General features: G+C 31.3%; 13 protein-coding genes. All 13 read right to left on the bottom strand.

What is annotated here, in order from left to right; translation table 11 throughout:
* On the bottom strand, positions 1-576 hold a 576-nt coding region (locus AC4AGG_RS14240), incomplete at its 3' end, for a hypothetical protein (RefSeq protein WP_489772681.1).
* Positions 577-792: 216 nt separating this feature from the next.
* A complete protein-coding gene (locus AC4AGG_RS14235) occupies positions 793-1,443 on the bottom strand; it encodes an AbiV family abortive infection protein (RefSeq protein WP_489772680.1) in 651 nt (216 codons plus the stop codon).
* Positions 1,444-1,617: 174 nt separating this feature from the next.
* The gene (locus AC4AGG_RS14230) at positions 1,618-2,067 is read right to left on the bottom strand and encodes a GyrI-like domain-containing protein (RefSeq protein ID WP_489772679.1); all 450 of its coding nucleotides are present in this window, start codon (positions 2,065-2,067) and stop codon (positions 1,618-1,620) included.
* Positions 2,064-2,318: a DUF3781 domain-containing protein gene (locus AC4AGG_RS14225; RefSeq protein ID WP_489772678.1), complete on the bottom strand. Its 255-nt coding sequence runs from the start codon at positions 2,316-2,318 to the stop codon at positions 2,064-2,066. Before AC4AGG_RS14225 ends, AC4AGG_RS14230 begins: the two co-directional genes overlap by 4 nt.
* A gap of 247 nt (positions 2,319-2,565) precedes the next feature.
* Entirely contained in the window at positions 2,566-3,501 is a 936-nt protein-coding gene (locus AC4AGG_RS14220; protein WP_489772677.1) for a gliding motility protein GldB-related protein, read from the bottom strand.
* 235 nt (positions 3,502-3,736) lie between these two features.
* Positions 3,737-4,375, bottom strand: coding sequence for an NIF family HAD-type phosphatase (locus AC4AGG_RS14215; RefSeq protein WP_489772676.1), 639 nt, complete (start codon positions 4,373-4,375; stop codon positions 3,737-3,739).
* 158 nt (positions 4,376-4,533) lie between these two features.
* Entirely contained in the window at positions 4,534-4,803 is a 270-nt protein-coding gene (locus AC4AGG_RS14210) for a hypothetical protein (protein WP_489772675.1), read from the bottom strand.
* A 428-nt stretch (positions 4,804-5,231) separates the two neighbouring features.
* A complete protein-coding gene (locus AC4AGG_RS14205; RefSeq protein ID WP_489772674.1) occupies positions 5,232-5,681 on the bottom strand; it encodes a DUF3997 domain-containing protein in 450 nt (149 codons plus the stop codon).
* A gap of 245 nt (positions 5,682-5,926) precedes the next feature.
* Entirely contained in the window at positions 5,927-6,199 is a 273-nt protein-coding gene (locus tag AC4AGG_RS14200; RefSeq protein WP_489772673.1) for a helix-turn-helix domain-containing protein, read from the bottom strand.
* On the bottom strand, positions 6,196-6,351 hold the full coding sequence (locus AC4AGG_RS14195; RefSeq protein WP_489772672.1) for a hypothetical protein: 156 nt from the start codon (positions 6,349-6,351) through the stop codon (positions 6,196-6,198). The genes AC4AGG_RS14200 and AC4AGG_RS14195 overlap by 4 nt, the downstream gene beginning before the upstream one ends.
* Positions 6,352-6,429: 78 nt before the next feature.
* A complete protein-coding gene (locus AC4AGG_RS14190; RefSeq protein WP_489772671.1) occupies positions 6,430-7,176 on the bottom strand; it encodes an SDR family NAD(P)-dependent oxidoreductase in 747 nt (248 codons plus the stop codon).
* Between the two features lie 689 nt (positions 7,177-7,865).
* Positions 7,866-8,063, bottom strand: a complete 198-nt coding sequence (locus AC4AGG_RS14185; RefSeq protein ID WP_489772670.1) for a hypothetical protein — start codon at positions 8,061-8,063, stop codon at positions 7,866-7,868.
* Complete coding sequence (locus AC4AGG_RS14180) at positions 8,056-8,583, bottom strand: hypothetical protein (protein WP_489772669.1); 528 nt, start codon at positions 8,581-8,583, stop codon at positions 8,056-8,058. The genes AC4AGG_RS14185 and AC4AGG_RS14180 overlap by 8 nt, the downstream gene beginning before the upstream one ends.
* Between the last annotated feature and the right edge of the window lie 50 nt (positions 8,584-8,633).

The following is an 8,633-nucleotide window of genomic DNA, read 5'->3' as shown; positions in this document are numbered from 1 at the left end:
AAACTTATTGACGGAAACATAAAATTTGATTATATCCTCTGTTCTAAACGAAAATTCATTGAAAATTTCGTTGTCAAATTTTTCAAAGTTTGTTTTGAGGCGATTCAAAGTCTGTTCGTCGTAAGATAAATTTCCATTTGAATAATAATCAAAGAAGGCTTTCAATGAAACACTTACTTTATCAAGTTGAAAATTATCTGTTTCTTCACCGAAAAATCCAATTTCACCAAAATACGTCATTTCGACTTCATCAAGTAATTCTGTCAATTTATTCCATTCCTGTTCGTTTAGTGCATGTTCAATTTCACTACTTTCGATAGAAAAAAATAAATCAATTAAATAGATGATTTGTTTTTGAGGAGATTTAAGATTTTTAAATGTTTCCAATGTTTCTCTAAATTGGATTGCATTCAACATCTGCATTAAAAAAGGAAGAAAAGTTTCCTTACGAACTTTTTTTAATATTTGTGTTATGTCTGATATTATGTTCTCATGAGACCTCCTATTTTTTCTAAATTTAATTAAGTTATCAAAATTATCTTGAAGTTGTTTCTTAATTCTTGGTTCATGACTCATATTCTGATTGGATTACTTTTAGGATTACAGCTAACGAAAAAGTATTAGCGAAGGCGGGCGAAAAGTGAACTGAAAGTTCAGTTTTCAACCAAACTGAGCCAATGCTTTTTCGGTGAAGTGAAATTACAAAAAAATAACGAAACCGAAAAGCAGTGGCGGCGAAGAATATTCAAATTTTCAATTTGGATATTCAAGCCCGCTTTTGCTAATACACTGTTAGCTGTTGTTTTTCTTGTATAATTTTTCTTTTTCTATTAATCGAGATTCATAGCTCCATGATTCATTTAGATTATTCATCATATCACAATTTAGAATTTCAAATTTATCATAAGGACCATAGTAGTAATCATTGTTGATGTTTCTAATGCACTGATTTATTAAAACCTGATTATTTAAAGAAATTATTTGTTTTGCATCATTATCTTTTATTTGATTAGGTGTTGATATTTTTGATTTTGTGTTAATTTTCTTTTTTGCTCTTTCAAATCCGACATATATTGATTTTTGCTTTTTATATTCCAATTTAGAGGACTCTGCAAAATTGTAGAATGAACCTTTTAAAAAATGATATTGCAAATTTACAAATGTAGAGTGCTTTTTTGTATGCATATATAATAATTTTATCCATTGTTGTTCATGATCTCCATCTGGCTCTGGTAATCCTTCATTTGTTATTGAGGTTTCTACATAATGGTCAATCCAATCAGATTTTGCAATTTCTTCTAAAGCTAAAACACTTAAGTGAAATGCTGAAGCATACGATTCATTTTTATATAACAAAATTGAGTCAAAATGAAGTCTCAAAGCATTTCTTATTGTTTCGGTTGAAAATTTTTCAAATTTCTTTTTTCGTCTCGATTTTGACATATACTTGGTGTTTGCACACGGTTTTCAAAATAACAGCTAACGGTTTGGGGCTTTGCGTTCGGGCGGGATTTCGAAGCCGAAACGTTTAGCTAATATACAAATTTCAATAGAAGTACAAAACTTGAATTTTGTAATTTAGCCCGCCTGACGCAAAACCCTTGTTGGTGGCAGGTGTTATTTTTTGGCTATATAAATTTCTACTTCCGAATTTTCTCCGTTTTGTGATTTCTGTCCGTAAACTTCAAAATCATACGAATATTTTCGGTTTAATTCTTTGTCTTTTTTCCAAATGTCAAGCCAAACATTTACCACAGCATTTGGCATTTCTCCTTTAGCAACAAATTTTTCAAAATTGTCAGCATTAAATTCTCGTCCAATAAGTTCGGAAGGAATTTCGTCAAGTATCGAAACAGGAACTCCGATTATTGTTGTGTATTCGTCTGTAAAATCACTTTTGTAGTCTGTATAAATCGAAAGAACATTGTCAGAAACCTTGTTTGGTATTTTGTCAAATATATTTTGAGCATAAAACCGTCCCCAAAGATTTGTCAAGTCTTGTTGGGATTGATTGTCTTTATTAGTTGTTCTTGTAGAAATTCCAATTATTTTAAATCCGTTTGTCATATTTTATCTACTGTAATTATTCTGTAATTGTTTGAGTTTATGGTTACTCTTATTTGTTTTTCTGGGTTTGTTGCGTAATAGTTTTTTCCAATTTTCATAAAATTACCTTCATCTGTTTCAGCAAGTAATTTGTAAATTATTTTTTCAATTTCGCTTTTTAAATAAGTTGTTTTCAGTTTTTTATTTATTCGTCCATAAACAAGTTTTGTATAGCAAATGTTATTCAAAATTTTTGATTTGTCTATGTTCATTTTTTGTCAGTTTGTCTTTTTGCAGTAGTTCGGATACACTTGCCACCAACGAAAAAGTATTAGCGAAGGCGGGCGAAAAGTGAACTGAAAGTTCAATTTTCAACCAAACTGAGCCAATGCTTTTTCAATGAAGTAAACTTACAAAAATATTACGGAATTGAAAAGCAGTGGCGGCGAAGAATATTCAAATTTTCAATTTGAGTATTCAAGCCCGCTTTTGCTAATACACTGTTACCTGCAGTTTTTCTTATTCACACACGTATTTAGATTTTTTTAGGAAGTTTTCCACTGCATTCACGTCTGCAAAATCTATGTTTAAAATTTCTTTTATTGCTTGTTTTTTATTCAGCGAGTTTTTGTAATAATTCTTTGTAATAATATAACCTATAAAATAACCTAAATCAGCAGGTTTATCTTTAATGGTTGCTGTATTTGAAAGCCAATTTTGAAAATCATAACCATACATTTCTTTCTTAAATTCTTCCCAAATCTTACATTGGTTTCGCATTCCGAAATCAATGTAAGGAGTTTCAACTTTTTTGTTAAGAATTAACTCTGCTAGAAAATCGGCTGAACCCTCTTTTAAACAATTTCCAAGCAGATTTGATTTGTTAGAAATATTTAAATTTTGTTGTGTATGAACAAGTTCGTGAGTTGTTAGAAAAATAATTCCTGAATTAATTTTCATTCTGTCTTGATAATTTTTTGGAAGTTCAGAATGATCAACAAATTTATCTGACGAAGCTAATTCAGAACCGATAATTAAATTCCCATTAATTACGGTTCCACCACCTTTTAAAATTCCAATCGTAAAGTAAATTTTTGGAGGGTTAAAATCAGGGTAAATTTTTTGGAACTTTTTATAAATCTTTTCAACTTTGTTAAAATCTTTCTGAATATTTTCAGTTTTAGGGCGAATTGAATTCCAAAATTTTGGATATTCTGCAAATGATTTTATCCATTTTTCTGAAGTAAAATCTCTTGACTTTATGAAATCCTGCAATCCTTTTGAAGCGTTTTTAACGTAAATATTTTCAAAAATTTGTGTTTTATTTATGTCATTTAAATTTTTCACAGAGTCAAAAGCAGTCCAAAATCTTTTTATGTCAGAAGTTTCAATGTACTTTTTAAAGTTATTTGTTTGACTAAACGCAAAATTTGAAAAAAATATCAAAATAATCAAAAATCTTCTATTCATCACGGTTTCTATAAAATTGCAGGTAACGAAAAAGTATTAGCGAAGGCGGGCGAAAAGTGAACTGAAAGTTCGATTTTCAACCAAACTGAGCCAATGCTTTTTCAATGAAGTAAACTTACAAAATAAATACGAAATTGAAAAGCAGTGGCGACGAAGAATATTCAAATTTTCAATTTGGATATTCAAGCCCGCTTTTGCTAATACACTGTTGGCGACAGTATTATTTTTTCCATCCTCTTTTTTCTATCTTCCTGACATTGTTTTCATGTTTTAAGGTCAGCAAATAATCAGATAATTTTTCTAATTCGTTATCATTCCTTTCGCCGTTAAATTCTTTAGGATAAATTGCATTTCCATAGTTTTGTTGGCATTTATGTGGTGTGTCATCTATAATTAACATTTTATCTAATTTAAAACCTTTCTTTTTTACCTTTTTTAGTGGTTTTATATAATTATAGTGAGCAAATAAATTTTCATTATAATTTCCAAACCCATCTATATTTGGATGTATTTTGGCTGTACAACGACTTCTTCCCCAAATAAATTCTAATTCTATGTCACTTGGAAAAATCACCTTAACAACTTCATTTACATAATCATCTGATGCAGATGACCAAACTGCGAGCAGGAAATCATTTTTAATCTTATTCAAGAATTCGTCAAGAAATGGACGTTTATAAATGTGATAATCAAAAATATTAAAATCAGATTTGTAATTTAATTCATTCGGTGTTGCATGAATTAGAGTTTCATCAATATCTAAAATAACTAAAATCTTATTATAATCTTTCAACGTTCTCTTTTTTAAATATTGTTGCCAACGAAAAAGTATTGCCGAAGTGCGGGTTTTAACACCCAAAAAGTTCAATTTTCTTTGACCTTAGCAATTGCTTTTTTGTGGAACTAATTTACAAAAAAATGTGGAACAAAAAAGCAATTGCGACGAAAAAAGTATAATGTTTCAATTTTCACTTCAACCCCGCATTTTGGCAATACAATGTTAGCTGCAGGCGTTTTTCAGCTTTCTATTATTTCATCAACATTTACGTCAGTCAAGATTACGGAGATTACATTGCTATTCTTTTCAAATACAATTTCAGCATCAATATCGTAAAATTTATTTCCTTTATCAGGAACTAGAGTACTTACAACCTTATAGTTTTCAAAATCAATTTGTGAATTATAATTTTTAAGTTGATTTATGATAGAATTCCAATTATTTTTAATTTTCTTAAAATATTCGTTTTGATAAGTTGAAATTTCAGTTCCGTTTACAGGAAAAAGCAACTAAATATATTGACCAATAATGGAATTTATGATTCCTTTGAAATTTTTTGTTCTGTAAAATTCAATAAATAAAAATTTTCCAATACTGTTTAAAATAGAATTTACCTTTTCTTTTTTTAAAGATTTGGAGATGTCAAATAATCCCATATTTTTATTTTAAAGATTGCAATAATAATTTCAGAGTCTATTTATTGACTTAATTGTCTCTTAAATACGATTTTGGTACGTTTGCAGCTAACGTTTCGGCGGCTTTGCGTAGTGCGGGAGTTCGAAGCGTTTAGTTTCTGACTTCGCACGGACTTTAGCGAGCCTTTTGTTATTTGTTTTATTTTCTCAACCAATATACAAATTGCTAGCTGAATAGAAGTAATGACCTTTCGGTTTTGCCGTTTGCCCGCATTATGCATAGCCATTGTTAGCTACTGACGTTAGTCAATTTCTTTTGCGTAAAACTCATAAGGTAAATTTTCAGGAATCCCGAAAAGCATTTTAGCTTTACTGAAATCTTTTTCATTTTTGTATTTGTTGACGATATAATTGTTATTTCTTGTGTCGATTATAAAGTAATTTGTGACATTTCTATTAGGTTTCTGATTGTCCAAATCCTGAATGTGTGGTAGTTCATTTTCACAAGGATGTTGTTTAGCGATGATAAATTCCTCATAGTCTCCAACTGCAAAAACATTATGTTCAATTATAATTTTATCAGTATCCCAAATTCCATTCCCATCTTTACTATAAGAAATCCAGGTATTACTGTCCCACCTAACGAGGTAACAATTGTTTATGATTTCGCTTCCAGATTCATTCGCACCAAAATAGCAGCTGGTTAAAAACAGACAAAGTAGTAAAGCAGAATAAACTTTCGTTTTTTTCATAATAATTTCCAGTTATAGTCTTGTATTGCGATTTTTTTGTGCTTGCAGTTAACGAAAAAGTATTGCCGAAGTGCGGGTTTTTGCACCCAAAAAGTTCAATTTTTCTGACCTTAGCAATTGCTTTTTTGTGGAACTAAATTACAAAAAAATGTGGAAAAAAGAAGCAATTGCGAATAAAAATGCTGAATGCGGCAACCAAGACTTCAACCCCGCATTTTGGCAATACACTGTTAGCTGTGGTTTTTTTATATTTCTGAAGGGTTTATTCCAAATTCTGCTTTAAAACTTCTTGAAAAATGAGAAAAATTGATAAAACCTACATCGTCATAAATTTCATTGGGTTTTTTGCCTTGTTTTGATATTAAAAAATGGGCTAAATCTAATCGCTTTTTGATCAGCCATTTGTTAGGGGTTTGGTGGAAAATTTCTTGAAAATCTCTTTTAAATGATGAAATACTTCTACCTGTAAGTTTTGCAAATTGCTCCAAGGGAATATTGTGCATATAATTTTTGTTCATATATGCAACATTGGAATCAGCAACGCTTTTGCGCTTGGCGTATTCCCTAAAAAATAAAATAGTAAAGCCGTTAAGATTAAGAAAAATCCAAATCCAAGGATAAATTTTCCCTCAAATATTTCTCCGTTATACCAATCTATAGTGTTTTGCATTATATCCATTTTATTAATTTTTTAAATAGAAAAGGCTGTCCTTTTTTGACAGCCAATTTAAGGATTTATTTGTTTTGGTTATTTTGCATTATAGCCACCGTCAATACTCAATATTGTTCCTGTCATAAAAGGGTTTTCATCTGAAGCCAAAAAGAAAATTCCTTTTGCAATATCTTCCACTTCCCCTAAACGTTTCATTGGGTGTAATGCTTCAATTCCCGAAATATCATATGTTCCCGAAGCAATTGCGTTTTTCAAAATATCGGTTTTAATTGCTCCTGGTGCAACTGCATTTATACGAATATTTTTGGTAGCGTAATCCAATGCACCACCTTTGGTTAAACCAACAACGGCGTGTTTAGAGGCGTTGTATTGGGCCGTACTTACTAATCCATTCAAACCTGCTATGGAAGCAAGGTTTACGATAGTTCCGCCACCTGTTTTCAACATTGTATTAATAGCGTGTTTCATTCCGTAATAAACACCCATTACATTAGTTTCCAACATTTGTTTCAATTCGTCCGACTCTGTATCAGCCAATAAAGCATTTCCTAAAGAAACTCCTGAATTGTTTACAATAGAATCTAATTTTCCAAATTTTTCAACCGTTTTGTCGATTACGTTTTTAACTTGCTCTTCCTGTGTTACGTCTAAAGGAAAGAAAGTTACCTCTGCACCTTCTTTTTTAAATTCTTCCAAAACTTCCGTTTCTTTGTTCGCATTTCTACTTGTAATAACAACATTGTATCCATTTTTTGCAAAATGTAACGCTGTTGCTTTGCCAATACCTGTTGTTCCTCCTGTGATAATTACTGTCTTTGCCATTTTTATTATATTTTAAAATTATTTGACAAAATTAAAACAGCTTTAATGATATTGTTTTTCTGTAAAGTTCAAATTGTTTTTCTGTAAGGTTTGGGAAAGTGTTTCTGTGAATTCACAGATAACGGTTTGCGTATTGCTGAAGGACGGGCTTTTACGCCTAAAAGTTCAACTTTCTCTGAACTCAGCAAATTGCTTTTTTCGTTGCACTAAATTACAAAAAATCGTGAAACGAAAAAGCAAATTGCGACAAAATATCACAAAACGCTCAATGGTGGAATTCAGCCCCGTCTTTTAGCAATACGATGTTACCTGCAGCGCCTTTTTTCATAAAGCTTTTTAGAATTTTTTATTTTCAGCAAGTTTTAAGAAGATTATTCCGTTAAATTCCAAATTTTTTTTCGGTACGAAAAAAAGCAAGGATTTTATTCAGCATAATTTCACTCCAATTAGCATAATTTTATTGACTACGTCGAATCTTCGATTTCACGCCGTTTTTCATTCAGATATTCACATCATTATGCGAAAAGTTTGTGAAATTCGTTGCCGAAACTGTCGTTGAATAAATTCGGTTCGATTTAGATTCAGATTTTTTTCAGTTAGTCAAGTAGAAAATGAATTCAGACCTTGTTTTCAAACAAGTTTGGTCTGGATTCAGTTTCTTTTTTTATTCACTCAAGTCCGAGTTTAATTTAACACGAAATTTTGTTCAATGGCAGTTGCAGGTAACGTTTTGGCGCTTGGCGAAGAAGCGGATTTCGAAGCACTAAACTTTCTGCCAGCACTGAACTTGATTCGAAGAACAAAGCTTCAATAAAGGACTGAACCCGCTTTTTTGCCAAACGCCTGTTAGCGGCTGCTTTTCTTCCAGTGTCAAATACATTATTCATTTGTCGGCTGTCTGTTGAATGGAAATAAAACGGCTGCAGCAAGTCCGTAAAATGCTAACCAATGTCCTGAAAAACCTCTAACCTCATTTGCTTTGTAGTGATGATACTCTTGTTCTGTCAATGTTTTGATTAGTTGTCCATGATTATGCAAAATGTATTGTCCGTCCCTTATGTCGGGTGTTCCATGCTGAGACGCCATGAACAACATAAAATTTACGAAAGCATAAAAGAAACCTCCAACTGCAATTATTGTCAACCAAGTCGGAGTTTGTTTGAAGATAATTTTAAAAAATCCAACAGGGTTCATTCTGTTCATCATTCCTGATTGTTGATATGCTTTAAGTTCTTCATTTTTTTTCAAGTCAAGAACAACGGGAAGCCAAACAACGAAAATGCCTATATGTAAAACCCAAACAAAGGGCACTTTGTCTGTAATGTCGTAGTCAGCAAGTGAAAGTAAATGAACAATTAGTCCTAATGTCCAACCTGTAATTGCAAAATAAAATAGAAATCTTTTCATTGTCTGTTCGTTGATTTATTGTTTGCTGTGTCGTCTGCTAAAGTTGCCGC

Source organism: Chryseobacterium sp. CG10_8 (genome assembly GCF_058117085.1).
Note: the sequence above shows the minus strand (reverse complement) of the source record. Positions and strands in the feature narration are given on the sequence as shown.